General features: G+C 54.2%; 24 protein-coding genes. 13 read left to right on the plus strand and 11 right to left on the minus strand.

Features of this window, described 5'->3' with window-relative positions; all coding sequences use genetic code 11:
• Positions 1 to 233 precede the first annotated feature (233 nt).
• The 3 genes from AAIE03_RS00730 (at position 234) to AAIE03_RS00740 (ending at position 1,904) form a co-directional block, all read left to right on the plus strand.
• Positions 234 to 398 (plus strand): con-10 family general stress protein, encoded by a 165-nt coding sequence (locus AAIE03_RS00730; protein ID WP_006118264.1) that lies wholly within the window; start codon positions 234 to 236, stop codon positions 396 to 398.
• Between the two features lie 502 nt (positions 399 to 900).
• Positions 901 to 1,398, plus strand: a complete 498-nt coding sequence (locus tag AAIE03_RS00735) for a YciE/YciF ferroxidase family protein (protein WP_019104778.1) — start codon at positions 901 to 903, stop codon at positions 1,396 to 1,398.
• Positions 1,395 to 1,904, plus strand: a complete 510-nt coding sequence (locus AAIE03_RS00740) for a ferritin-like domain-containing protein (protein ID WP_210453348.1) — start codon at positions 1,395 to 1,397, stop codon at positions 1,902 to 1,904. Before AAIE03_RS00735 ends, AAIE03_RS00740 begins: the two co-directional genes overlap by 4 nt.
• Before the next feature lie 71 nt (positions 1,905 to 1,975).
• Here the strand turns inward: AAIE03_RS00740 and AAIE03_RS00745 are convergent, their stop codons facing one another.
• Positions 1,976 to 3,634 (minus strand): alpha,alpha-trehalase, encoded by a 1,659-nt coding sequence (locus AAIE03_RS00745; RefSeq protein ID WP_071785178.1) that lies wholly within the window; start codon positions 3,632 to 3,634, stop codon positions 1,976 to 1,978.
• 316 nt (positions 3,635 to 3,950) lie between these two features.
• On the opposite strand from AAIE03_RS00745, the gene AAIE03_RS00750 reads away from it, so the two are divergent.
• A complete protein-coding gene (locus AAIE03_RS00750) occupies positions 3,951 to 4,457 on the plus strand; it encodes a GNAT family N-acetyltransferase (RefSeq protein WP_498562698.1) in 507 nt (168 codons plus the stop codon).
• Between the two features lie 58 nt (positions 4,458 to 4,515).
• On the opposite strand, the gene AAIE03_RS00755 is transcribed toward AAIE03_RS00750, so the two are convergent.
• From AAIE03_RS00755 to AAIE03_RS00770, 4 genes are all read right to left on the minus strand, one after another.
• Positions 4,516 to 5,244 carry an ArsR/SmtB family transcription factor gene (locus tag AAIE03_RS00755; protein ID WP_019104776.1) on the minus strand — a complete coding sequence of 243 codons (729 nt, stop codon included), beginning with the start codon at positions 5,242 to 5,244 and terminating at the stop codon, positions 4,516 to 4,518.
• Positions 5,223 to 5,615, minus strand: a complete 393-nt coding sequence (locus tag AAIE03_RS00760) for an amino acid-binding protein (protein WP_014605098.1) — start codon at positions 5,613 to 5,615, stop codon at positions 5,223 to 5,225. The genes AAIE03_RS00755 and AAIE03_RS00760 overlap by 22 nt, the downstream gene beginning before the upstream one ends.
• Positions 5,608 to 5,928 carry an antibiotic biosynthesis monooxygenase family protein gene (locus tag AAIE03_RS00765; RefSeq protein ID WP_015699568.1) on the minus strand — a complete coding sequence of 107 codons (321 nt, stop codon included), beginning with the start codon at positions 5,926 to 5,928 and terminating at the stop codon, positions 5,608 to 5,610. Before AAIE03_RS00765 ends, AAIE03_RS00760 begins: the two co-directional genes overlap by 8 nt.
• A 237-nt stretch (positions 5,929 to 6,165) precedes the next feature.
• A complete protein-coding gene (locus AAIE03_RS00770) occupies positions 6,166 to 7,023 on the minus strand; it encodes an SDR family oxidoreductase (RefSeq protein ID WP_014594532.1) in 858 nt (285 codons plus the stop codon).
• Between the two features lie 102 nt (positions 7,024 to 7,125).
• On the opposite strand from AAIE03_RS00770, the gene AAIE03_RS00775 reads away from it, so the two are divergent.
• The 8 genes from AAIE03_RS00775 (at position 7,126) to AAIE03_RS00810 (ending at position 13,980) form a co-directional block, all read left to right on the plus strand.
• A complete protein-coding gene (locus AAIE03_RS00775; RefSeq protein WP_014594531.1) occupies positions 7,126 to 7,509 on the plus strand; it encodes a winged helix-turn-helix transcriptional regulator in 384 nt (127 codons plus the stop codon).
• Between the two features lie 784 nt (positions 7,510 to 8,293).
• Complete coding sequence (locus tag AAIE03_RS00780) at positions 8,294 to 9,706, plus strand: cytochrome ubiquinol oxidase subunit I (RefSeq protein WP_014594530.1); 1,413 nt, start codon at positions 8,294 to 8,296, stop codon at positions 9,704 to 9,706.
• A gap of 1 nt (position 9,707) precedes the next feature.
• On the plus strand, positions 9,708 to 10,712 hold the full coding sequence (gene cydB / locus AAIE03_RS00785; RefSeq protein WP_014605101.1) for a cytochrome d ubiquinol oxidase subunit II: 1,005 nt from the start codon (positions 9,708 to 9,710) through the stop codon (positions 10,710 to 10,712).
• A gap of 1 nt (position 10,713) precedes the next feature.
• Positions 10,714 to 10,881 carry a DUF2474 domain-containing protein gene (locus AAIE03_RS00790; RefSeq protein ID WP_013027115.1) on the plus strand — a complete coding sequence of 56 codons (168 nt, stop codon included), beginning with the start codon at positions 10,714 to 10,716 and terminating at the stop codon, positions 10,879 to 10,881.
• Positions 10,882 to 11,112: 231 nt separating this feature from the next.
• Positions 11,113 to 11,979 carry a helix-turn-helix domain-containing protein gene (locus AAIE03_RS00795; RefSeq protein WP_014594528.1) on the plus strand — a complete coding sequence of 289 codons (867 nt, stop codon included), beginning with the start codon at positions 11,113 to 11,115 and terminating at the stop codon, positions 11,977 to 11,979.
• Between the two features lie 168 nt (positions 11,980 to 12,147).
• A complete protein-coding gene (locus AAIE03_RS00800) occupies positions 12,148 to 12,342 on the plus strand; it encodes a hypothetical protein (RefSeq protein WP_015699569.1) in 195 nt (64 codons plus the stop codon).
• A gap of 199 nt (positions 12,343 to 12,541) precedes the next feature.
• Positions 12,542 to 13,366 (plus strand): siderophore-interacting protein, encoded by an 825-nt coding sequence (locus AAIE03_RS00805; protein WP_013027113.1) that lies wholly within the window; start codon positions 12,542 to 12,544, stop codon positions 13,364 to 13,366.
• An 83-nt stretch (positions 13,367 to 13,449) separates the two neighbouring features.
• On the plus strand, positions 13,450 to 13,980 hold the full coding sequence (locus AAIE03_RS00810; protein WP_014594527.1) for a PadR family transcriptional regulator: 531 nt from the start codon (positions 13,450 to 13,452) through the stop codon (positions 13,978 to 13,980).
• Between the two features lie 14 nt (positions 13,981 to 13,994).
• On the opposite strand, the gene AAIE03_RS00815 is transcribed toward AAIE03_RS00810, so the two are convergent.
• Complete coding sequence (locus tag AAIE03_RS00815) at positions 13,995 to 14,288, minus strand: Rdx family protein (protein WP_013027111.1); 294 nt, start codon at positions 14,286 to 14,288, stop codon at positions 13,995 to 13,997.
• Positions 14,289 to 14,992: 704 nt separating this feature from the next.
• Positions 14,993 to 15,976 (minus strand): acrylyl-CoA reductase (NADPH), encoded by a 984-nt coding sequence (gene acuI / locus AAIE03_RS00820; protein ID WP_019104774.1) that lies wholly within the window; start codon positions 15,974 to 15,976, stop codon positions 14,993 to 14,995.
• 612 nt (positions 15,977 to 16,588) lie between these two features.
• Between acuI and AAIE03_RS00825 the strand changes: the two genes are divergently transcribed.
• Complete coding sequence (locus AAIE03_RS00825; RefSeq protein ID WP_498562699.1) at positions 16,589 to 18,739, plus strand: ornithine decarboxylase; 2,151 nt, start codon at positions 16,589 to 16,591, stop codon at positions 18,737 to 18,739.
• A gap of 930 nt (positions 18,740 to 19,669) precedes the next feature.
• Here the strand turns inward: AAIE03_RS00825 and mltC are convergent.
• The 4 genes from mltC to melB form a co-directional block, all read right to left on the minus strand.
• A complete protein-coding gene (mltC, locus tag AAIE03_RS00830) occupies positions 19,670 to 20,749 on the minus strand; it encodes a membrane-bound lytic murein transglycosylase MltC (protein ID WP_028715771.1) in 1,080 nt (359 codons plus the stop codon).
• Between the two features lie 53 nt (positions 20,750 to 20,802).
• Entirely contained in the window at positions 20,803 to 21,075 is a 273-nt protein-coding gene (locus tag AAIE03_RS00835; protein WP_013027107.1) for an oxidative damage protection protein, read from the minus strand.
• Positions 21,075 to 22,160, minus strand: a complete 1,086-nt coding sequence (gene mutY, locus AAIE03_RS00840) for an A/G-specific adenine glycosylase (RefSeq protein WP_019104771.1) — start codon at positions 22,158 to 22,160, stop codon at positions 21,075 to 21,077. The genes AAIE03_RS00835 and mutY overlap by 1 nt, the downstream gene beginning before the upstream one ends.
• Before the next feature lie 234 nt (positions 22,161 to 22,394).
• Positions 22,395 to 23,807, minus strand: a complete 1,413-nt coding sequence (gene melB / locus AAIE03_RS00845; protein WP_013027105.1) for a melibiose:sodium transporter MelB — start codon at positions 23,805 to 23,807, stop codon at positions 22,395 to 22,397.
• Positions 23,808 to 23,817: the final 10 nt, after the last annotated feature.

The raw sequence follows: 23,817 nt of genomic DNA on the forward strand, positions 1-23,817 counted from the left end.
CTGTCACAGGGCTGACATGATCGGCATTCTCGTTAAGTTTCTTGTTTAGATAGTTTCGTTACTAAAGAATTAAAGGGATGAGCCGCAAAATGGTTTTGTCTGGCAACCCACGCCAGCGCTCAGCGTTTATGCTTGATAAGGTGATTTTTATGGCTACATTTAATTCTGTAGCCTTTAAGTTAATGCAGCTTTAACTGTGCCAGTTGAATAATGAAATTTGAGGAGAATACAGAATGACGCAATATCGTGGTGGCGCGGGTAATTTCGCCGCAGATAAAGAGCGCGCGGCAGAGGCCGGGCGTAAAGGCGGGCAGAACAGCGGTGGGAACTTTAAGAATGACCCGCAGCGAGCGATCGAAGCAGGCCGCAAAGGAGGTAAAGTAAGCCGTCGTAGTTAATCATTTACTTACAATGACTTGCTATTATCTTTGGCGGTTTAAAAAAGGGAAATACGTTCAGTACGCTTCTGTCTTCCCGTCTGACCTGTTGTGAAAACACGCTCTGGTGTGAGGTCGCAAGAATCTTACCGGAAAGAACGCCCCCTTTCCGGTGTCTTTTTCAGCGCTCCGCTGACATCAAAAAATAAATATAAAAAAATGGAACCTCAATCCAATGGGCGGAATGGGCATTATTTTCCTTGGGTGCTAATTTGTACGCGAATGGGAATATTCGTACAGATTTTGCTGAATTTAAACAGATCCTCATTTTTAATAAATTTAAATTAAAAAAGATAAATCACTGGTAATGAAAGAAAAAATGCATTTTTAATGCCACTTATGTTGTCAGGTTTTGCAAAGTTAAACACTATTCCCGCCAACTCCACTAAGGTTATATAAAGTACGATTGACTGAAGCGGCGCTGAAACCTCGGTGCTGCTGTTTAATTAATGAGGCTCTTTTCATGACTGTTAAAACGTTAAATGATCTTTTCATCCACGACCTGTCAGATGTTTACAGTGCAGAAAAACAGATTGCCCGGGCTCTGCCAAAAATGGCGCGCGCTGCCAGTGATGAAAACCTGGTTGCTGCGTTTAATCAGCACCTTGAAGAGACACGCGGGCAAATTGAGCGTCTGGATGAATTAGTTGAGGCCACGCCCGAGGTAAAAATTAAACGTATGAAATGTCATGCGCTGGAAGGGCTGGCGGAAGAAGCACAGGAAATTATCGAGTCGGTAGAAAAGGGAGAGGTACGCGATCAGGGATTGATCGGAGCGGCGCAAAAAGTTGAGCATTATGAAATCGCGACCTACGGTACCCTGCAGGCGCTGGCACTCAAGCTAGGCTACACCAAAGCGGCGAAGCTGCTGGCACTGACGCTTGAGGAAGAAAAACAAACCGATGTAAAACTCACCACGCTTGCTCAGGCAATCAGCACGCTTGAAGGAGCAGCAAAATGACCACGGCGATTGAAAACTATCATGACTGGCTACGCGATGCGCATGCCATGGAGAAGCAGGCCGAGAGCATGCTGAGCAAAATGTCGGGCCGCCTTGAGCACTACCCGGAACTGGAACAACGCCTGGCACAGCATCTGGAAGAAACCAAACATCAGCTTCAGCTGCTTGAGCAGCTGCTGGATCGTCACGGTATTGACCACTCCATCATGAAAGACGTGATGGGAAAAATGGCGGCAATGGGGCAGGCGATCGGCGGTATGTTCACCTCTGATGAAGTCGTGAAAGGGGCGATGAGCGGTTATGTGTTCGAGAACGCAGAGATCGCCAGCTATACCAGCCTGATTGCAGCAGCAGAACAGGTCGGTGACAGTGAAGGTGTCAGAGTGCTGAGTGAAATTCGCAATCAGGAGATTGCGATGGCTGAATGGCTGTTCCAGCATCTGCCTGAGGTGACGCAACAGTTCCTGCAGCGCTCCGCGCAGCCGGGCGTTGAAGCGAAGAAATAATGCGTTTGCGGTGCCGCAGGCAGTAAAAAGCCGGGAAATGTTCCCGGCTTTTTTACGTGCTTCTGCGGCGGTTAGTCAGCCATTAAATGACCGTACATCGCCATCAGGCGACGCGTTACGCCGTTTGTCCAGCCGAAGCCGTCCTGTAACGGATATTCGCCACCGCCGCCCGGGCGGGCACGATCGCCGCTGATATCGTACTTTTCTACCAGCTTATGGTGCAGCTGGTAGAAATTGTTCACCGTGGTCAGCCAGTTAACGGCAATCTCGTTCGCCAGCGACTCTTCCCCGTAGTTGTTTAAGCCCACAACGGCCATCCACTGCATGGGCGCCCAACCGTTCGGTTTATCCCACTGTTCACCGCTTTCCACCATTGAGGTCAGCAGGCCGCCGTTGCTGAGCAGCAGGTGGCGCAGGGCGATAGCTTGCAGGTGGGCCTGATAGGGCGTTGCCAGCCCGACAAACAGCGGCACGACGGCGGCGGCGGTAAAGGCACCGAAGCGCGCACGGCGCCAGTCATAATCGCGAAAGACTCCTGCCGTGCTGTCCCACAGGTAACGGGTAATCGCCCGCTTACGCGCCTCGGCCTTTTTCTGCCAGGCCAGCGCAGTCAGCTCTTCACCTTTAGCATGCGAGAGCGTGGCTATCATCAACTCAAGCTTGTACAACAGCGCATTGAGATCGATAGGGATAAATTGTGTCGTGCGAATACTGGCCAGGCGTTTTGGGTTACGCAGCCAGCGTGACGAGTAATCCCATCCCGATGCCGCCCCTGCGCGCAGATCGCGGTAAACTTCGCTTGCCGGACGTTTTGAATGACGCGCCGTTTCCACATCTTCAATCCAGGATTCGTCGCGCGGCGTATCGCGGTCGTCCCAGTAGCGGTTCAGCAGCGAGCCGTCAGGCATTCTGACCACATGGCGGTAAGCCTGGTTTGGCATCAGCGAGCCCGCGCCATCCATCCAGAACTGATACTCTTTCATCAGTTGCTCCAGATAGCGCTGAGAGCCCTGCACACCATCTTCTTCGAACAGCTCAACCATCAGGGCGAACACCGGCGGCTGTGAGCGGCTGAGGTAATAGGTACGGTTGCCGTTTGGGACATGGCCGTAGTTATCGATCAGCCACGCGAAGTTGTCCGCCATGTGGCGCAGCAGGTCGTCGCGGCCCGACTCCGCCAAACCAAGCATGGTGAAGTAAGAGTCCCAGTAGTAGGTTTCACCGAAGCGACCGCCCGGTACGACATAGGGTTTGGGCAACGGCAGCAGCGATGAGTGCGGCATATGCTGCTGCGGCATTTTGGTCAGCACCGGCCACAGATCGTCAATATGCTCGTTGAGCGTCTTGTCGGGATTCGAGACGTAAAAGCTTTCATTAATGCCCGGCATATAAAAATGCTCAGCAACAAAACGCGACAGGTCGAACTCCTTGCTGCGCTTTTGACGACGATAGCGCATCAGCACATCCAGAGGATCGTACTTAGGCGAGCAGTCGGGGAAAGTTTTACTGTCCTCGAAAATGCCTGACATCTGGACGGCTTCGAACAGCTCAAGGTAGCGATCGGCAGGCGTCAGCGCATCCGGAGCCGGTAAGCCTTCAATCAGCTCCGGCTCGGGTTCAGAATCTTGCATGCGGTCCAGCTTTAGTTCATGGGGATCGTATTGATACTCAACTTCCGCCCCGGCACGATTCTCTTCGAATGCATTGAGTTGCTGGCGATAAGTATTAATAACGGCCTCCTGAGCGAACGGGGTTGCACAAAGAAGGAATTATAGACCTCTCGCAGGCAGGAACAACAATGCAGATTGTCTATGAACGTAATAAAAATTGTCTATTAATCGTATGCATTGAATAAAACACAGTCAATTCAACTAAATATGGCGGGTTTAGCCGTAAATGCATTTCAGATGAATCTCTTAGGTAACAACGAAATAAATTTTAATCTACCCGGAGGGTAATGTTTATGACGCAGGTGAAGGTGATAATACACAAAAATGTCACGATGGAGCACAATGGCGTGAACAAGACCGCGAAGGACAATTTAGCGTGAAACCTTATACCTTACAGCGTCTCACTGACTGGGATATGGCGGCATTTCGGACTATCAGGCTTGACGGGCTCAAGCGTCATCCCGCTGCCTTTGGCGCAGATTATGACACTGAGCGTCATCAGCCTGACGCGTTTTTTGCGGCAAGGCTACGTGAAAACTGCGTGCTGGCAGGAGCAGACGATCGGGGCCGGTTGGGTGGCATCGTCGGTGTGCGCTTTAATGCCGCGCAGAAACAGCGCCATTACGCCACCATCTGGGGAATGTATCTGTGCCCGGAATGGCGTGGAAGCGGGCTGGCAAAGGCGTTACTCACGGCCGCGATAGCCGAAGCCAGTGAATGCTGCTGCCTGAAGCTCGCCGTGAGCACCACCAATACGGCGGCCGTCCGGCTTTACCGCTCGGCAGGGTTTCAGACCTATGGCACGGATGTGGCCGCGCTTTATGTCAACGGCGTTTATCACGATACCTTGCTGATGCGGCTGGACAAAGAACCCGAACGCTGAGCAATAAGCCTTACGTGCTTCGTCACCCGTAGAACTAACGGGCGACGTAAAGTGTGCGTCAGCTCAGGCTGATGTTGAACAGACGCTGAAGGGCCAGTTTGCCGCTGTCTGTCACAACCAGTTCCCGGTATCCCGCCGCCTGAACCAGCCAGTGCTTTTGCAACAGAAAGCGTAACAAGGCGGCACCCACTTCGCCTCCCGCATGGAAGCGTCTTTCACTCCAGTCCAGGCAGGGACAGCAGGCTTTTCGCCGGGAGCGGGGCGCAAGCGCAATCCCTGCATTTGCGAAATTAGCTGTGCCACGTGGCGTCAGCCCAGTGCCGTCCTCACATATCCAGCCTTCCAGTTGCAGAAAATCATAGATGGCTACGGCAATTTCGCCGGCCAGATGATCGTAGCAGGTTCGGGCTCGCCTCAGACGGTTTGGCGTCGTGGTTTTAAGCGGGGCGTCGGGCCTTACCGAAACGCCCATCAGATTTTCCAGCAGGCTGGCAACCTCGCGACCGGCCAGGCTGTAATAACGATGCCTTCCCTGCACTACACAGACGAGCAGGCCCGTCTCAAGCAGCTTATTCAAATGGCCACTGGCGGTTGACGGGGCGATATCGGCCACCACGCTCAACTCGGTGGCGGTCCATGCCCGGCCATCCATCAATGCACAAAGCATGTGCATTCTGGAGGCATCTGCCATCGCCGAGGCGACCACAGACATGCTGATCTCCAGCGAGGGCTGATTATCCTGATGATGGCGGGAAGGGATCAGTTTCATTCTGTCGCGCATGTCCATTGACGGGTCAGGTTGCCAGCCCGCAAATCGTCATCTGTGAGCAGGATGAGGCGGTTACTGTGATCGCTGTACTGAACGCATATATTAATGTCGTTTTGCGCAATAATCCGCGCAATTTCGCCCAGCTCCCCCGGCCGCGCCTGTGCCAGCTTTCTGATTAGTGGCTTTTTAACGTCCCTGACGTCAAAACCGGCCTGCGACAATACCTGTTGGGCTTTGGGGCCATCTTCAACAAGGAAGTGGGCATGGCTCTCCTGGGGCGTAGAAAACACACCGCCCCCTTCCAGACCAATGCCATGCTGGCCGAGAAGCGTGCCAAAGGCGGCAAGCGCGCCTGGCGTGTTGCTGAATACGACATGAATATCAAACATGATGACGTCCCTCCGGCCCTGAATAGTCGCGCATCACCTGAGCAACGCGTATCCGGTAATGTGAAAAAATATGGCTTTTACCTTCTTCCTGCGCTGACTGATGTTCTCTGTTTTCTCGCCAGTTTTTTACCGCACTCTCATCTTCCCACCAGGAGAGCGATAAGATCTTTCCGGGCGTGCTCAGGCTCTGGAACCTTTCAATCTGGATAAACCCCGGTAATTCAGCCAGCCCGGGCGACAACTCAGCCGCCAGCGCAAGATAGCGTTGTTGCGCTGCGGGTAAGGCTTCTGCTTCAAAAAGAACAGCAATCATTTTAGATCTCCATGAGTAAGCATGCGGGCAGTTTACGCGCGGCAGAATGCGATGCTTCGGCGTGTACCGAACAATGGCGTGCTCCATGTGGAGAAGGGCAGGGCGAGAAGAGAGAAGGGACGTGCGCCTGGCAGAGTAAAAACCGACAGGGGAGAAATCCGCCGTTGCCTGCCGGCGACTCTGCTCCGGTAAACAACGGCGCGATCGCAGGGCAAAACGCCTGCGATTCGGCTGATCTTATCCTTGTACCAGCGTGGCGCGAATCACGTCCTGGTAAGGCGTGGTTGGACGACCAATAAGCTGGCTCAGCGCGCGGGAATCATCGAACAGACCGCCCTGAGACGCGCCGACATCAGAGTCCGCCAGTAAGTCCGCCAACGGCGCCGGTAAGCCTGCGCCTTTCAGCGCCGCCGCAAAGTCTGCCTGCGGCAGGTTAACGTAATCAACCTGCTCACCGCTTTGCGCGGCAATCTCAGCGGCAAATTCAGCCAGGGTGTAGCTGTGATCGCCTGCCAGTTCGTAGACCTTCCCTGCCTGATCGTCACGAACCATCACTTCAGCCGCCGCATCGGCATAGTCCTGACGCGCAGCAGACGAAATCCGTCCTTCGCCCGCCGCACCAATGAACGCATGATGTGCCAGAGCAGGTGCGATGCTCGCTGCATAGTTTTCCGTGTACCAGCCGTTGCGCAGCAAGGCATAAGGCACACCTGACGCCGCCAGCATGGCTTCGGTTGCGCGGTGCTCGATCCCGAGCGAAAGCGGAGAGGTATCCGCATGCAGCAGGCTGGTATAGGCAATAAATTTCACACCTGCGGACCTGGCGGCCTCAATAACGGCTCTGTGTTGAGGTTCACGCTGGCCGACTTCGCTTCCCGAAATGAGCAGCAATTTTTCGACTCCTGCAAAGGCGTCCGCTAACGTCTCAGGTTTATTGTAATCCGCCTCACGCACGTTAACGCCCAATGCGGCAATATCCGCCGCTTTAGCAGGCGTGCGCACGGTAGCAACAATCTTGTCTGCCGCAACTTTTTTGCTTAATGCATCAATGACTAAACGGCCCAGTTGGCCAGTGGCACCCGTAACAGCGATCATGAGGTTACTCCTTAAGATGACAGTTGGTAAAATGCAGCCTAAGCGATAAACTAACTTTTAGTAAGTACTTACAGAATTGTTAGCATGGGGTGAAAGCGTTAAATGTCTGAAAAACTGAGCGAAAAATTTAGCCGGGGCGAGTTGCTCAATGTTAACTGTCCGTCACGCGACCTGTTAAAGCGTATCACCAGTCGCTGGAGCGTGCTGATCCTGCTCGCGCTTAAAGATAAAACGCTGCGATTTAGCGAACTCCGTCGTGCGGTGGGGGGCGTCAGTGAACGTATGCTGGCCCAGAGCCTGCGCTATCTGGAAGAGGACGGCTTTGTGCAACGTATAGCCTATGATGTCGTGCCGCCACATGTGGAATACCGCCTGACGCCGCTGGGGCGTGAAGTCGGGGAGCAGGTCGTAGGGCTGGCAGACTGGTTAGAAGAGAATCTTGAGCGCATCCTGTCTCACCGCGAAAAGGACACTGCCGCTGAATAGCCTGTTGATCCTGACGGGCGAGCGCCTGCCGGGACGAAGCGACGTTCCCTGACCAGACGATGCCCGCTAACGAATGCGCAACGCTTAGTGGAGATAAACCGTCGGCCTTATCTGCAACCTGGCGATGATATCCCGTAGCTTTTAACATCATTTTTACTACGCGGTTATTTTGACAAGGCTGCACCCGTAAATAATGGCACTGCCAGTTAATGAACACCGGGTCATTTACATGTTCGATATTTTTTTAACATAAATAGCAAACTAATCCAGGCCGCCTGCGGCGGATAGACGCTTTTTTACAGTTCATTAAATATGTCCCAATCTGAAAAATAACCTCAGAAGGGGTAGATAAGATAAATACCCTGCTAACGATATAAAAAAACACATAATTTCAGTGTGGGATGTGCATTTTAGCCGGAGGCAGGTGCGCGGAGTTGTGCTGAATAACAGCTAAAAACAGCGGGTTGCGCGTTTTTTCGTGCTAAGCCTGTCTGGACAGGAACTCACTTTTTTATCCCCTAATTTAATAACAATAATGTCACAAAGCTACGCTGTAATTAACCTTTCCTCGTTGTTTTTTAAATAAAAGATCTTTCAACAAAAAAATGATCTAAATCAAAAAATACTGTTATAGTTTTTACTTATCCAATTGTCTCTGTTTCACCAAGGCGAAGCGTTTTACATTCGCCATGGAATTTTTCTGTGCAATGGAATGACGTTCTTTGTACATAAGTTGTTAATTATAAGTAACTATACGGTGTTCTATGTGGCAAAGAGGTAAGCAATGTTTGGATTAGATGCCTTTCATCTCGCCAGGATCCAGTTCGCATTTACTGTTTCCTTCCATATTATCTTTCCAGCCATCACGATCGGCCTGGCCAGTTTTCTGGCTGTGCTGGAGGGAATGTGGCTCAAAACGCGTAATCAAACCTATCGCGATCTCTATCATTTCTGGTCAAAAATATTTGCTGTCAACTTCGGCATGGGCGTGGTGTCCGGGCTGGTGATGGCGTATCAGTTTGGCACCAACTGGAGTGGCTTTTCCCAGTTCGCGGGCAGTATTACCGGCCCCTTGCTGACCTATGAAGTCTTAACGGCGTTCTTCCTGGAAGCCGGTTTTCTGGGCGTCATGTTATTTGGCTGGAACCGCGTCGGTCCGGGCCTGCACTACTTTGCGACCTGCATGGTGGCGCTCGGCACGTTGATTTCGACGTTCTGGATCCTCTCGTCAAACAGCTGGATGCAAACCCCGCAGGGCTACCTTATTCAGAACGGCGTTGTCGTGCCGGAAGACTGGTTTAAAATTGTCTTTAACCCCTCTTTCCCTTACCGCCTGCTGCATATGTCTGTAGCGGCCTTCCTGGCCAGCGCCTTCTTTGTCGGCTCCTCCGCCGCCTGGCATTTACTTAAAGGCAACGACAATCCCGCCATTCGTAAGATGTTTTCGATGGCGCTGTGGATGGCCCTGATTGTCGCACCCGTTCAGGCAATGATTGGGGATGCGCACGGGCTTAATACCCTTGAGCACCAGCCGGCAAAAATTGCGGCGATTGAAGGCCACTGGGAAAATCCGCCGGGTGAGGCAACACCGCTCATTCTGTTTGGGCTGCCGGATATGGAGGAGGAGCGCACCAAGTACGCGCTGGAGATTCCTTACCTGGGCAGCCTCATCCTGACGCACAGCCTGGATAAGCAGGTGCCGGCGCTGAAATCCTTCCCGAAGGAAGATCGTCCAAACTCAACCATCATCTTCTGGTCATTCCGCGTGATGGTGGCGCTGGGGCTGCTGATGATTACGCTGGGCGTGGTCAGCTTGTGGTTGCGCTATAAAGGTCGCCTGTATCAGTCACGTCCCTTCCTGTGGTTTGCCTTGCTGATGGGCCCCTCCGGCCTGATTGCCATTTTAGCGGGGTGGTTCACCACCGAGATTGGCCGTCAGCCCTGGGTGGTTTATGGCGTGCAGCGCACTATTGATGCGGTGTCACCGCATGGTGAAATGCACATGAGTATCAGTCTGCTCGCCTTTATCCTGGTTTACTCCTCCGTATTCGGTGTGGGTTATCACTATATGATGCGGTTGATTAAGCAAGGTCCGGTCACGGGCGAAGGCGATATTGTTGAAACGGGTGGTCCCGGCCAGATTAAAACGCCAGCACGTCCGCTCTCTGCTGCCACTCACAAGAATGAGGAGCGTTGAGATGGTTGATTACTCAGTTATCTGGTTCGCGATTATTGTCTTTGCTGTTCTGATGTATATCGTGATGGACGGTTTCGACCTGGGCATCGGCCTGCTGTTTCCCTTTAATAAGGATGCAGGGGAGCGCGACATGATGGTGAATACCGTTGCGCCGGTCTGGGATGGTAATGAAACCTGGCTGGTGCTCGGCGGTGCGGGCCTGTATGGCGCTTTCCCACTGGCCTATGCGGTGATTGCGGATGCGCTTTCCATTCCGCTTACCGCGATGCTGATTGGGCTGATATTTCGCGGCGTGGCATTTGAGTTCCGCTTCAAGGCCGTGGAGCATCACCGGGCGTTCTGGGACAAGTCGTTTATCGCCGGTTCGCTGCTGGCAACCTTCAGCCAGGGGGTTGCGGTGGGTGCCATGCTGGATGGCATTCCGGTATCAGGTCGTAGCTTCGCCGGATCCACACTGGACTGGCTGGCGCCGTTCCCGCTGTTCTGCGGCGTAGGACTGGTAGTGGCCTATGCACTTCTGGGCTGTACCTGGCTCATTATGAAAACCGAGCATGAGCTGCATCGCAAGATGTCCGCTCTGGCAACGCCGTTGCTTATCGCGCTGCTGGTGATTATCGGCGTGATCAGCATCTGGACGCCGTTTACGCATGAGAATATTTCGCACCGTTGGTTCAGCATGCCGAATCTGTTCTGGTTCCTGCCGGTACCAGTCCTGGTCGTGCTGAGTGCCTGGGGGCTGAGAAGGGCGATCAAGCGTGAGGCGCACTATTCGCCTTTCCTTCTCACCTTAGCGCTGATTTTCCTGGGCTTCTCAGGTCTGGGTATCAGTATCTGGCCGAATATTATTCCGCCATCGGTATCGATCTGGCAGGCGGCGTCACCGCCTCAGAGCCAGGCCTTTATGCTGGTGGGTAGCCTGCTGATTATCCCGATGATCCTGGGCTACACCTTCTGGAGCTACTACGTGTTCCGCGGAAAAATCAAAGCAGACGAAGGATACCATTGATATGCAAACCCAGGTCGACAGCAAAGAACGTCAGAATGAAACCCGGTCGCCGTGGTGGAAACGTGTGCTGTGGCTGGTGGTCATCTATGGGGCAAGTGTGCTGGCGCTCGGTGTGGTGGCCACGCTGTTCAGAATGATGATGACCGCTGCCGGTATGCGAAGCCACTGAGGATTTCTTCTCCGTACGTTTCTTAACCGCAGTACGCGCGCTTTACGCCAGGCTGCACTCTGCCTGTCTACTCAGCCAGCCTTCGGGCTGGCTTTTTAAATAGTAACCCAGGCAATTAATGCGCTTTTTGCCTTTCCACCCTCTCGTTTACCCGGTGCTTCATTACAATCCCTAAGGCTTTTTGTTACTCTTTTATGACGAATTTCCCTTCTGTTTTCTGTTCATACATCAATGCTAAGTCAAACCATAAAAAAACAGCATATTAATGATTTAGTCGACTGGATTGAGGCCAATCTCACCAACGACATCAATATCGACCAGATTACCCTCAAGTCTGGCTACTCCAAATGGCATATGCAGCGTCTGTTTAAAGAGATGACCGGGCAAACCCTGGCGGCCTATACCCGAAAACGACGCCTGACTCTCGCCGCCATGGCGCTGCGGCTGACCCGGATGCCGTTGATTGATGTTGCGGTGCGCTTCGGCTTCGAAAATCAGCAAAATTTCAACCGGGTCTTTAAAAACCACTTTATGATGACGCCAGGCGCCTTCCGTCGCCACAGAGTCTTACCTGTGCGCCATTTTCACGGCCGCATTGCGCAGCGCGCGCCAGTCAAGCAGGCGGTGCTGGTTATACGTGAAGAAGCCCTTCAGCTACAGGGTGAGACAGTGGAGTGGGAGTGCCGCTATGGCGACTATATAAGCGACCGCCATCATCGCGTTGCTGAGCAGGTGCGTCAGGTTGTTCGCGCCCGTCACGGGGCTGCGCAAGGCTGGCTGGGGTTCCAGTACGGGCCGGGAAACGGCTCTGTCGAGCAGCAGCATATTAGCCTGTTTCGTGGCCTGGAAGCACAGCAAACGGCTGATGCACATTCCGCCCTGCCGGTTCGCACCATTGCGCCAGGCCTCTACGCCAGCCTCGCGTGGAGCGGGTCGCCGGACCAGCTCACGCGCTTCATCGCAGACATTTATTATCTGCATTTGCCCAAGCTGGGCGTAGCCTGTCGGCCGGGGATGGATTTACTGTGTCTGGACTTGGCCCGAAGCACGCAGGACAGAATCGAAGGCGTATTTTTCATCCCGGTGACCCAGGGCTGAATGCACATAACGTGCGCCATAATGTGATAAAGCGCACGATTTTATAAGCGGATTAGCTGTGCAGGCGTAAAATTCTTCCTGAAGCTCACAGAGGCGCCATTACCACGGCTTTTATTTCTCAGGGCTGGAATATTCACCTGCTTTCTACGCCTTATCAGGCTAAAACACATGATTAAAATCTCTCAGATATCAGCGATGCTGCTGGCTATCGCGCTGTGTGCGGCCCCAACGTTGGCTGCCGCACAACTGACCGATCCTGCCAATGTGCCCACAGGGTTACATCCTGGATCGCAGGGGACGCATAGCGAGATACTCGGTGACAGCTCCCTGCCGCAAGGCAGTGGACAAAACCCGGCGCGGTAACCACGTTATTACCGCTATCCCCTTAAAAGGCGCCTGAGCGCCTTTTTCGTTTTCTGTGCTTCCTTCCTTTTTGTCCGTGTTTTTTCACAACGTATCGCATTTTTAGTCATTGTTCTTAAGATATATCATGGCTATTCTTAGCGGGTTTATATGAGAATGATTTCTATTTACTTAAGCGGCGCGAAAACAGCTTCTTTGCATGCAGCCGCGTTTACGGAGAGTCCTCGTGCCTACATCTTATTCCCGCCGCTTACCTGAACGCGTGCGTAACGAACTGCGCTTCCGCGCTATCCACGTCGCCGAGAAAACCCGAATTGCCGGGACGTTTTGGCGCATTGTCTTCACGGGCGACGATCTGAAGGGGTTTCATTCTCCCGGTTTTGACGATCACATTAAGGTCTTCTTTCCCCCTGCTGACGGCGCGCCGCTGGCACTGCCGACGATCAACGATGACGGTATTCAGTGGCAAGGCGGATTGCGCCCTGTCGCGCGCGACTATACGCCGCTGGCGTTTGATGGTGCGTCATCGCTGACGCTGGATTTTTATATCCACGACAGCGGTGTTGCCAGCGACTGGGCATCCCAGGCACAGCCGGGTGACAGATTGATCATTGGTGGGCCGCGTGGCTCTCTGCTGGTGCCAACGGATTATGCTTTTCAGCTTTACGTCTGTGACGAAACCGGGTTGCCTGCTTTCAGGCGGCGTAGCAGTAGTGTGGAGGCTCAGGCGCTGCATCTGTTTGCCTGTGCTGATGAGGTGACCGGACAAGCCTACCTGGGCGATACCGGCAATGCCTCTGTTAACTGGCTTGGCAGCGGCAAGATGACGCTGGCGGATTTACCACATTTGACGGCCGCGCTGGACAGGATCGCGATTCCGCAGCACGACGCTTTTATCTGGCTGACCGGAGAAGGGCAGTTCGTAAAACAGCTGTGTGACTATTTCACCACACAGCGCGGGGTTGACGCTGACCTGGTGCGCGCCGTGGCCTACTGGCATCAAAAACCCGCTGCCGTTCGTTAACTGAATTTAAGTGACCTGCCGTTGATTGAATTTCGCCTGATGGCCCACTACCATCAGGCTCTTTCCACTGACTCAGGCAGATAATGAAAATGGATTCGGCACGTTCAGGGCAAGATAACCGCGATGCGCCCTGCAGTGGACGGCGCAAGCGCCGTGAGAAAATGCTTGATGCCAGCGAGATCCGTCTGCTGATGCTGCATTTTATCTCGCAGCGCGCGACACATGGCTATGAGCTGATTAAATGCATTGAAGACCTGTCAAAGGGCGAGTATTCGCCCAGTCCAGGCATCATTTACCCGAATCTGACATGGCTGGAGGAGATGGGGGCTATTCACATCAGTGACCCTCAGGCTGCACGTAAGGCTTACGTGCTCACCGAAACGGGGCAGGCCATGCTAAAGCACGATGCACAGCCGCTGTCAGGTCTCATCGACCGGTTATCGTCTTTGGCAGTGCTGGTCAACAACCGCAGCATTCCTGAAATTGAGCAGGCGATCGATCATTTTAAAACTGCCCTGAACACGCGTCTGGCGCAGCAGGACATTACCGATGAAACCCGGCAAAAGATCGTCGCTGCTCTGATGACTGCGGCAGAGGATATCAGCCGCAGTTAATCTGACGTGGACGATCAGCTGTCGTCCGATCGGTTTTTATCGATATGCCCTAGCGAACGCTCCGGAAAACAAATATCCCTTACCCGCTGCTTGAGTGCCTGAGCATCCGGGAATCCGCCATCGCGCTTGCGCTCCCACAGCAGATGTTCATCCAGGGTGATTTCAAATACGCCGCCGGTGCCGGGACGCAACGTCACGCTGGCGAGATCCTGTGCGAAGGTCTGTAACAGTTCCTGTGCCATCCACGCGGAGCGCAGCAGCCAGTTACATTGGGTACAATAGTGAATGACGACCACGGGTTTTTGCATCTTTCCCTCTCTTTATCATTAATTAACGCTCAGGCCAGCAGGGGCCGCAAGCATGCCGGCCGGGCTTTTCGCATGGGTTTTCTGTTTTCTTTATACGTTGCTAACCCTGACGCGAATCCTCACCCGTGGCAGACAGCAGCGCAAACCTTACCGCATCGCTGGCCGAAACGGTACCGGTGTGCCCCTGCGTTTATTCTGATAAAACATCAAATTAGCGGCTCCGGAACCGACAGCGAAGGTGCCGGGGTAAGGCTGCCTGACGTGAGTGGGAAGCCCTGAAAAAACAGATGGCGGTAAGTCAGGAAGCCCTCTGTAAAATGCTTCAGGACGCTCAGGACGCTCAGGACGCTCAGGACGCTCAGGACGCTCAGGACGCTCAGGACGCTCAGGACGCTCAGGACGCTCAGGACGCTCGGGACGCTCGGGACGCTCGGGACGCTCGGGATGCTCGGGACGCTCGGGATGCTCAGGTAAGCCCGTGAGCCAGGCTTGTCAGCAGTAATGCGAGCCTGCGGGCGGGGAAGATAGCCCGCCCGTAGGCTCAGTCTGGATGAGCCGGGCATTGCCAGCAGGTGAAGTTATCGCCCGCTGGCAGCACTTTCCCGGCAGCCAGAAGTGGTAAGGGAAGGGGCGAGCGGGGCAATTCAGGAACTAAGCGAATGACTGATGCGCCCGCCTTCGTCGCCCCAGGCGGAAGGCGAACGTTAAGCGCAGTCAACCACCAGACGGCCCCGAACTTTGCCATCCAGCAGATCCTGTGCGCCCTGGTGCACGTCACGCAATGGAATGACCGTTGTTATCTGGTTCAGTAACGCGTCATCCAGAAGCTGCCCCAGCCGCTGCCAGGCCTGCTGGCGCAGCGGTTTAGGGCACATCACGCTGTCTACGCCAGCCAGTGTCACACCGCGCAGAATGAAGGGCGCGACGCTACCGGGCAGATCCAGGCCTTGTGCCATACCACAGGCCGCGACCACGCCGTCACGCTGGGTGCCGGCCAGCACGTTGCTCAGCGTATGGTTACCGACGCTGTCGATGGCGGCGGCCCAGCGCTCTTTCCCGAGGGGTTTACCCGGTTGAGCCAGCTCGTCGCGATCTATCACTTCGGCTGCGCCCAAGGTGGTTTTTAAATAGTCTTCATCGCTGGCTCGCCCGCTGGAGGCGATGACGTTATAGCCCAGTTTTGCCAGCAGAGAGACGCTGAAGCTGCCAACGCCTCCGCTGGCCCCGGTCACCAAAACCGGGCCGCTGGCAGGCGTAATGCCTTGTTTTTCGAGTGCCAGCACGCACAGCATGGCGGTAAAGCCCGCCGTTCCGATGGCCATGGTATTCAACGGGGTTAGCGTTTCAGGCACGGCTACCAGCCAGTCGCCAGACACGCTGGCTTTCTGAGCCAGCCCGCCCCAGTGTTTTTCCCCGACGCCCCAGCCGGTGAGCAGCGCCGCATCGCCTTGTTTCCAGTCGGGATGGCGACTTGCTGTGACCCGTCCCACGAAGTCAATGCCCGGCACCATTGGAAACTGGCGCACAATCGGCCCTTTATTGCAGATGGCCAGCGCGTCTTTATAGTTGAGGGTGGAATAGCTGACGTCGAGGGTGACGTCTTCATCGGGTAATTGTGTTTCGGAGAGTTCTTTTAGCTGAGAGCGGTAACCTTGTTCGTCCTTATCAATGACCATTGCCTTAAACATGTATCCTCCGTTAGGCGTAAGAATAATCAGGCAAGTTTACGCCCGATGCGCCGATTAGGGTAGGGCACTGGCCCGACAAGTGCGAGGCTTGGCGCAAACCTGAGGCATTTCCGTGGCGATTTCAGTGGCAATGAGGGAGCGACTGCCAGCGTGCTGAAAAATGCATAATTGCGCATAAATAACAGAAACTTAAGCGGTTATTCACTGGTGTATCATTATAAGTATTTGATATTTAATGTTTTTATATTTTGCATTTATTGACCTGATATTTAAAGTTGTCGGGTTGTTCCTGCGGATAAAAAATGACATTATGACGGCCACTTTTTTCTCGCCACCGCCCGATAACAGAGGACGCTGCCATGTCCGGTTCAATGTGCAACTGCACGTGTCCCCACTCGCCTGAATTCGCGCGCGATCTGTTCTTCGTCATGTCAGTTACACACACATCGTTCACTATGCGGTGAGGCCAACCGGGCCGCTGCTGTTGGACATGAGTAAGGACTACTCTTTACTGATGTCTATCGGTTTATCGCGTCAGACATTATTCGCCGGGGAAATTTCCCCATTGCCGTGCCTCAGGCACCCACTCCCTGACTGTTAGGGATTTGTGTTATGACACCACTGAAAATTGCTGCCAGCGCTGCTGTTGCGCCTAACCTGACCCTGAATACTGCGCGCGACGTGGTCACGCTGGATAATACTGATTTTACCGATGTGGCGGCTGTTGTCGTCTCGCTGGCTGATACGCGCAGTGGCGTGCTGGCGTTGTTACGCCACACGGGTTTTAATTTACCGGTGTTCGTTGCTAATGCCTTTGAAGAAGAGGTGATGCACCTGCCCGGCGTGACCGGCGAACTGAATGGCGAGCCGCAGGACTGGGTAGCGCTGGAAGCGGCGGCTCAGGCTTATGAAGCCGCGCTGCTGCCCCCGTTTTTTGAAACGCTGACCCGCTATGTTGATATGCAGAACAGCACCTTTGCCTGTCCGGGCCATCAGGGCGGCGCATTTTTCAAAAAGCACCCAGCGGGTAAGCAATTTTTTGATTTCTATGGCGAGAACGTTTTTCGTTCGGACATGTGTAACGCTGACGTCAAGCTGGGCGACCTGCTGATTCACGAGGGGTCGGCTAAGCATGCGCAAAAGTTTGCCGCCAAAGTGTTTAACGCGGATAAAACCTACTTTGTGTTAAATGGCACGTCAAGCGCGAACAAAGTGGTCACCAATGCGTTGCTGACGCGCGGTGATTTAGTGCTGTTTGACCGCAATAATCACAAGTCCAACCATCATGGTGCGCTGATTCAGGCGGGCGCGACGCCGGTTTACCTTGAAGCGGCCCGTAATCCGTTTGGCTTCATCGGCGGCATTGATGCGCACTGTTTCGATGATGGCTACCTGCGCGAACAGATCAAGAAAGTGGCGCCTGAAAGGGCTAACGAGGCGCGTCCCTTCCGGCTGGCGATTATCCAGTTGGGCACCTACGACGGCACGGTATACAACGCGCGGCAGGTGGTGGATCGCATTGGGCATCTGTGTGACTACATTCTGTTTGACTCGGCCTGGCTGGGCTATGAGCAGTTTATTCCGCTGATGGAAGGCTGTTCTCCACTGACGCTGGAGTTGAACGAAAACGATCCCGGCATTTTTGTTACCCAGTCAGTGCACAAGCAGCTGGCGGGCTTTTCGCAGACCTCCCAGATCCACAAGAAAGATAACCATATTCGTGGGCAAAAGCGTTTCTGCCCGCATAAGCGCCTGAATAATGCGTTCATGCTGCACGCTTCAACCAGCCCGTTCTATCCGCTGTTTGCCGCGCTAGATATTAACGCCAAAATGCATCAGGGCGAGGCGGGACGCCGCATGTGGGATGAGTGCGTGATGCTGGGGATCGAGGCACGTAAAGCGATCTTTGATCGTTGTGACATGATCCTGCCTTTCGTGCCGGAAAGGGTAAACGGCCAGCGCTGGCAGGATGCACCAACGGAAGCGATCGCTCGCGATCTGCAGTATTTTAGCTTTGAACCCAACGCTAAATGGCACGGTTTCGCCGGATACGATCGCGATCAGTACTGTGTCGATCCCTGCAAGCTGTTGCTGACCACGCCAGGCATTGACGCAGCCAGCGGTGAATATGCTGAGTTTGGCATCCCGGCGACCATTCTGGCGAATTACCTGCGTGAAAACGGCATCGTGCCGGAAAAATGCGATCTCAATTCTATTCTGTTCCTGCTGACTCCAGCCGAAAGTCCGGAAAAAATGGCGATGCTGGTGGCGATGCTGGCGCAGTTCGAGCAGCATGTAAAAGACGATACGCTGCTGGCCGAAGTGTTGCCGACGCTGTACCGCAAAAACGCTAAACGCTATGCGGGTTATACCTTGCGCCGTCTGTGTCAGGAGATGCACGACCTGTACGTAAGCTATAACGTAAAAGACCTGCAGCGCATGATGTTCCGCGAGCAGGGGCTGCCGCAGGTTAAGGTGAACCCACAGGATGCGCATCAGGCTTACATTCGTGGCGAAGTCGAACTGGTACCTATTGCAACGGCAGAAGGTCGCATCGCGGCGGAAGGCGCTCTGCCTTATCCACCGGGCGTCCTTTGTGTGGTTCCGGGCGAAACATGGGGCGGGGCGGTACAGCGCTATTTTCTGGCGCTGGAAGCGGGCATCAATCAACTGCCCGGTTTTTCGCCGGAGCTGCAAGGGGTTTACACCGAGGAAGGCGCTGACGGACGTAAGTATCTGGTAGCGAATATGATGGTGGGTTGAGGGGGCTGTCGCCTGGATAGCTCATAGAGCTTAACTGTTAGCGCTGAGAAGGTATCGGTTTGTGCCTGCGGTTTGGTGTTTCGCGAAGCTTTCAGTTAATGACTCCGAGAAAGTTTCGCTCGCCAGGCGGCAGGGAGTTTCAGTTTGCCCCTGCGGGCGACCGACAAGGGGCCGCCAGCCGCCGCGGCCCCTTGACCCCGGGCTCCCGTCCTGCCCACCCGCCGCTGCGCGGTCCCTTCGCTGCTTCAGGATTTCTGCCGGACCGCCAGGACGCGCCATCCCTGGCGCGGCCCGGCTCTCGCCGACGTCCTGTCGGCTCATCCGGAAATCCCTCATCCGCTCAGCGGTCGGGAAGGCCGCCCAAAACCCCCGCTTCGATATCTGTAGTAAAACAAACCGCGTTGCCGCTTCAGATGCAGGAAAAGCCTTCTGGCTCATTACGGTTCATCTGTTTCTGTTTCTTCAGGCTTTCCAGTCTTCAGTTCTGATCGCACATGTTAACAACAGGCGAAGCCAGTCTTCCGGGAAAACATTCGATCTTACAGGCGTGGGTTTTCAGGAGGCATCCGGAGCGCTGAGGAAAGAATGGAGGCCAGGGCGGAGCGGCAGGGATGCCGCGCAGAGGACGGCTGCGCCAGGGAAGGCGCATCCGGCCGGCCCGTCAGGCCGCAGTGAGTGACGAAGGAACAGCGACGGCTGCCGGGCGCCGGGATTGTTAAGGGGCTGGCGTAAGCCCCTTAACACGTCCGCCTGCACGGGCAGGCTGAAACTGCCCATCGCCTGGCGGGCGGAACCCTCTCAGAGCCAGAGGACAGAACCCCATCGCCTGGCGGGCGGAACCCTCTCAGAGCCAGAGGGCAGAACCCCAGCGCCTTGCGCGCAAAAACCTCTCTGCGCCAGCAATCCCCCGCCAGGGGAAACCCTTCGCCATCAATACCGATGGTAGCTCCGCTGCGCCGAGCTCACCTTATACAAATAACGCCGCGATTCCGCAGACGGATGCTGCTTAGACAGCGTCTGATAAACCTGACTGGGTGACATGCCGTTAATGATATTGACCGCACGATCCTTATCGCTGGAGAACACGCGCAGCACGCTGCCTGCACCGCCGTTATAGGCGGTAATGACCGCGTAGCGACGCGACAGCGGATCCTGAATGCCTGCCAGATAGCTGCGCTGCAGCAATGACAGGTAAGCCGTACCGGCATCAATGTTGTTCTCGGGATCCAGCAGGTAGCTGCGGCTTGGTTTGCCCCATTTACCCTTCATACGGAATACATCGACGCCCGCGGTATGCTGTACCACCTGCATTAAACCCAGTGCGTCAGAATGGCTGACGGCGTAGGGGTTAAAACTGGATTCGGTCTGCATAATCGCGAGGATCAGAGACGCATCAACACCATATTGCTCAGCAGCCTTGCGCACCATCGGCAGATATTTATGCGCACGCTTATCAAGATGGTTCGGCACCATCGGGATGGTAACCGAGTAGATTACATGCAGACCAGAATTGCGACGCTGCAATTTATTCGCAATTAAATAGTCCGCAAAGGCCTGAGCGCGGCCCTGCCAGCGGATAGCTTGTCCGGTGTTGTCCAGCACCTGTCCGTAAAGCAGCGGTTCTTTACTGATTTGGATATCGTTGACATCAGAATAAAGATCGACATTGCCCGGATCGTCGCCGATCAGCAAGGTGGTCACGATCGCCTGACGCAGGCTGGCAGCGGGATCGGTACCGGAAATGGTCTCAATCGTGATGTTACCGCTTTCAAAGTTGATATGGCTGCGGGTGTAATAGTTGTCGGTGTATTTGACGTAGTCTTTCGGTCCGGCAATCAGAACCTCATTGATACCCCAGATGTTCTCAATGTTATGGGCGAACTGCCCCATCAGGATGTCAAATCCGTTGGTGTCCTTCACCCACTCTTCTGAATAGGTCGGGTTCTTTTTGCCGGAACAGGAAACTAAAAGGGGTGCAATCACCAGCAGGGCTATCAGCTTTTTATTCATCTAAAATACATGCCTGACCTGGAAAACGGCCCCAGTACTGAGGCCAAAAAAAGTTATGCTTCGGGTGGCGTATAGCCTTCAATATGAACGTCTTTGCCTTCGAACAGGAAGTTAATCATTTCCTTTTCCAGCACTTTGCGATCTTCGGGGTTCATCATGTTGAGTTTTTTCTCGTTGATCAGCATCGTCTGCTTAGCCATCCATTGCTGCCAGGCTTCTTTCGAGATTTCATTGTAAATGCGTTTTCCCAGATCGCCAGGGTAGAGTTGGAAATCTTGCCCTTCAGCATCACGTTGTAAAAAAGTACAAAAAATAGTGCGGCTCATTATTCTTCCTCGTTAATCTCACAGCTGCCTAAAGGCAACTGCTGGGGATGGCGCAGTTCGTGCAAAAGACGCTCTACAGGTGCGGCTAATCCCACAGGCGGCGGCAGCGTTAAGTTATACCAGAGACCGCCAGCTTCATCCATTAATGCCCCGGCAGAAGGCCATGACAGCCACATTGGGACAATATCCAGATGGAAATGGCTAAAGGTATGACGAAATGCCGTAAGCTGCTGGGGTTTGGCGTGAATGCCGCGCGCATGCAGCCAGTCGGTCATCGCCTCTTCAGTGGTGAATTGCGGGAAGCAGAATAAACCGCCCCACAGGCCCACCGGCGGACGCTGCTCCAGCCAGACCTTGTCGCCATGTTGCATCATCAAAAACCAACCGCTGCGTTCCGGCAACGTCTGCTTCGGCTTTTTACCCGGATAGCTGGCCCAGCTGTTGTTAGCCCTTGCTTCGCATCCGCTGTTGAGCGGGCAGATGTCGCATTTTGGTCTGGATCGCGTGCACACCATGGCACCCAGATCCATCATCGCCTGGTTAAACTGGCTGACGCCTTGAGCAGGCGTGACCTCTTCGCTGATTTGCCAGAGCCGCTTTTCCACATCCTTCTTACCCGGCCAGCCGCCTACCGCGTAGCAACGCGCTAAAACCCGTTTAACGTTGCCATCGAGAATAGGGAAATGCAGACCCAGCGACAGAGATAAAATCGCGCCAGCGGTGGATCGGCCAACGCCGGGTAAAGCGGCGACCTCATCATAGTGGCGGGGAAACTCACCGCCATGAAGGTCCACCACCTGTTTTGCCGCTTTATGCAGGTTGCGCGCACGGGCGTAATAGCCCAGACCGGTCCAGAGATGCAGCACCTCATCCAGGGGCGCGGCGGCCAGATCGCTGACGTCAGGAAACCGCGCCATGAAGCGCTCAAAATAGGGGATAACCGTGGCAACCTGAGTTTGCTGCAACATGACTTCGGACAGCCACACCTTGTAGGGTGTTTTTTCCAGCTGCCACGGCAGGGTTTTGCGGCCAAAGCGCTGATACCAGTCCAGCACCTGTTGCGCGAACTGCGGGGCTTGCATCATAAAAAGGATATTTCCGTGATTACGCGATATTCGGGCAGGAATTCCAGCATAAGCGCCAGTGAGAGTAAACCGGAAGATTGAAAAGGCCTGTTTCATACCGGCCTGTCTGTCCCGTGCGGCAGCGTCGTGCCGGGCCTGACAATATCAGGAGCCGCCGGGAGACAGTAGCAGGCCAGACGATGTGAATCCGGCCCGCGACATCTTTCACAGAAGCCCGCAAAGGGCTTTTACTGGTCAGACGTTGATCTTGTCTTGCATCCTGAGCGGGAGGGTTTCTGGCTCTTGCGGTTTACGGTATTTATCGAGCAGATGGATCTGGATTTTCCGCAGCATATCGCCGTTCAGCTTATAGAAGCGGAAATAGAGCAGTAGCGTCAGCATAAAAAACACAGCCGGCAGCGCAATCATAATAAATTGCATGCCTACAAGGGTTTCCTGCGACTGTACGATATTGGGCATATAGCCAATCATGCCCAGCACCACGGCGATAAAGAAAGCGGCAAAGGCGGAGCCGCCTTTCACCACCATCGTCTGCACTGAATAGGCGATGCTCTCGCAGCGCACGTACAGCTTGTATTCGCCGTAATCAACGGTGTCCGCCACCATAATGACCTGGAGCACCCAGAAAAGCGCGGTACCGGTGTTTAACAGGATGCCGGCCACCACAATCAGCAGCGTTGAGTGATAGCCTGCCAGTGCCATAGCGAACAGCACGCCACAGCTCAGTATCGGCAGCGCGGACGCGCCCGCCCACAGAATGCGGCGCGACAGGATGTTTACCAGTTTCGGGAACAGGATTAACGTGACGAGGTTTGCCGCGCCTGCATAAGAGAGGTAGTAGGGAAACAGCCCGGCATCGCCGATGACGTAGGTGAAATAGTAAATGGCAAAGCCGGTAATGATGTTAGCCGCGATGTTGTAAGCCAGCGCCATTCCCAGCAGGCAGGAAAGCTGATCGTTACGGTAAATGAGGGCAACAATGGCTTTTAGCCCCAGGCGGTCACTGCCTGAGGTTTCGTCGCGGGTGGACGAATAGACTTCATGCACGTTTCGCAGCGTGACTAACATGGAGACGATAAAAAAGGCGATTAACACCAGGGTAAACATCTGGAAGCCTAAGCCACGATTGTCGCCGCCAACATAACTGACAAAGGGCAGGGCCAGGCCTGCGGTAACAAACCCGGCAAGGCTGGCGAAAAAGCGTGGCCAGGGAACCAGCTGTTCACGTTCGCGCTTGTCCAGCGTGATGGTAGGCACCAGCGACCAGAACGGAATATCCATAATGGTGTAGGTCATGCCCCACAAGATATACGTCACACAGACATAAATAACCTGCGTGGTGCCTTCAAACAGATGGGCGCTAAACAACAGGAACAGCACCAGCGAGTTTGCCAGCGTGCCTGCAAAAATCCAGGGTTTGAATTTCCCCCAGCGCGATCGCGTGGCATTTACGATCCAGCCCATGATCGGATCGTTTATTGCGTCCCAGATCCTGGCCACTAAAAACAGCGTACCGACGAGGCCAACCGACAAACCTACCACGTCGGTGTAGTAATACATCAGGTACATATAAACAATGCCAATAGCAAAATCTTTCCCAAATGCGCCGAATCCATAGCTGAGTTTTGTCGTTATTGAAATGCTCATCGGGTACCGG

It is taken from the genome of Pantoea sp. Ae19-2, from assembly GCF_059801205.1.